The organism is Kitasatospora sp. MY 5-36 (genome assembly GCF_001182915.1).
GTDB lineage: Bacteria > Actinomycetota > Actinomycetes > Streptomycetales > Streptomycetaceae > Kitasatospora.
On the sequence record NZ_LFVW01001040.1, the window covers coordinates 1 to 2,265 of the forward strand.

1 protein-coding gene is annotated in these 2,265 nt (G+C 77.7%); it reads right to left on the reverse strand.

Translation table 11 applies throughout. The features are described from left to right. A partial coding sequence (locus AE652_RS39840; protein ID WP_049660546.1) for an FtsX-like permease family protein occupies positions 1 to 2,265 on the reverse strand: 2,265 nt, incomplete at both ends.

Sequence of the window (2,265 nt, forward strand, 5' to 3'; positions counted from 1 at the left end):
CGCGCTGCTGGGCCTTGCGGTCGGGCGGCGTGGCGGGCAGCCAGACCGAGCCGGACGGCCGGGACGTGAGCCCGAGCGCGGGCAGCGCGGAGGGCAGCGCCAGGCCCTGGGCGAAGTCGGCGGCGGCCGGGTTGTCGACCAGCACCGCGTCGACCGGGACCTCCTGGACGTCCGGCTTGGGCACCTCGCCGGGCTGCAGCGGAGCGCCGCCCCCGCCGCGCAGGACCATCACGGCCTTGCCGTCGGCGCCCACCAGGGACCGGTCGAAGACCAGCAACTTCCCGGCGGCCAGCGCCTGTTCGGCGGCCGGGTCGTGGACGGCGAACAGGTTGTGCAGCACGGTGACGTCACCGGCGGCGATGTGCGGCGGCGAGCCCAGGCCGCGGCGCTCCGGCGGGCCCTGGAGCTGGACGACGCTGGAGCAGTTGTCGCAGAAGCGGTACTCCACCTGGCCGAGGTCGCCGCGCGGGCCGAGCCCGGACAGCTGCTTCTCCAGCTCGGCCCGCTCCTCGGTGAGCCGGGGCCCGTCGACGTACGTCATCAACTGGACGGCGCCGTACGGGGCCTGCGGCCGGTAGTCGCGTCGGTCCTCGGCGTCGGTGCTGGTGGAGTAGACGCCGATGGCGACGGCGCCGGCCACCGCGGCCATCACCGCGGCCACCGCCGGAGCGGTGCGCGAGCGGTGCCGGGCGGCGTCGCGCAGCGCCAGCCGGGGGCCGAGCGGCAGCCGCCCGGCGGCCCGGCCGATCAGGGCGACCAGCATCGGGGTGCACAGCAGCAGGCCGATCTCGGCGGTCACCGAGCCGCCGAGCACGGTGAGCGTACGGGTGTCGTAGCCGCCCGCGCCCGGCTGGTCGCGCTTCACGGCGCCCGCGCCGTACATCGCGAGCACGGCGCCGAGGACGAGCAGTCCCAGGCCGGCGAAGGTGACCAGCCGGCTGGGGGCGCGGACGGTGTCCCGGCCGGTCAGCCCGGCGGTGACGCTGCGCCGGGCGGCCTGCAGCGCGGGCAGCGCGGCGGCGAGCAGCGCGGTGAACAGGCCGATCCCGGCGATCGCGAGGAGGTCCAGCGGCGGCACGGCGAAGTGGCCGAAGCGCACGCCGCCGAACCGCTCGATCCGCGGCCGCAGCAGGGCGACCACCGCGGTGCCGAGCACCACCCCGACCACCGCCCCGGTCGCGCCGAGGACGACGCCGCCGCCGAGCACCACCGCGCCGACGTGGGCCCGGCTCCCGCCGGCCGCGCCGAGCAGGGCGAGCTGGCGGCGGGAGCGGCGGGCGCCGACCGCGAAGGCGGGCCCGGCGAGCAGCGCGATCTCCAGCAGCGCCATGCCGCTGACGACGGCGACGACCATCTTGGTGTTGTTGGCGGCCGTCGGGTCGTGGTAGCGGTACGCGTCGCGGTAGTAGGGGACGGCCTGCTCGGGCGGCGGGGCGATCGCCACCGAGCGCGCGGTCAGGGTGTAGCCGTGGGCGTTGAACCGCTGGACGGCGGCCCAGTCGAGGGAGGCCCCGGACGGCAGTCGGACCAGCCAGCCGGACCGGGTGGCCGAGGGCTTCTCCGCGACGGGCCCGCCGGCCGCCAGCGCGGTGTTCAGCGGCTCGATCAACTCGCCGGGCCGGGCGACGAGTTCGACCCGTCCCAGCTCGCTCGGGTGCTCCACGACGCCGGTGATGGTGTAGCCGGTGCGCTCCAGGCCCTGGAGGGTGGTGGTGGCGCCGGTCTTGAGCCCGGAGCGGTCCAGGAAGGCCCGGGTGACGGCGACTTCGTGCGGGGCGCTCGGGGCACGGCCCTCGACCAGGTCGAGCCGGCCGCGCCAGATCGGGTCGCCGAGGTCGGCCTCGGTGGTGAGGGTGCGGACCAGGCCCTCGGGCGAGTCCGCGCCGGCCTCCGGCCCGGGCCGGGCCGGGGTGAGCGCGCTGCCGGGCGGCAGCAGCGCGGCGACCAGGGCGGCCGGGTCGGTGCTCGCGCCCTTCTCCTGCTCGGCCGTCGGCTTGTCGCCGGGGCGGGCCGGGACGGTGAAGGCGCCGTCCTCGGCGATCGGGGCCTGCTCGACCGGTGTGCCCGGGGCGAGCGAGGTGACCAGGGCGTCCGCGCCGCCCACCACCCGCTGGACCCGTTCGGCCGGGGTCAGCTGCCCGCTGCGGTGGACCACGTCGGCGCCGGTGACGCCGAGCACGGGCAGCGCGATCATGGCGGCGATCAGCGCGCTGCGGCCCTTGGCGCGCAGCGCGTCGCGGCGGGCGATGCGCAGGGCGACCCGCC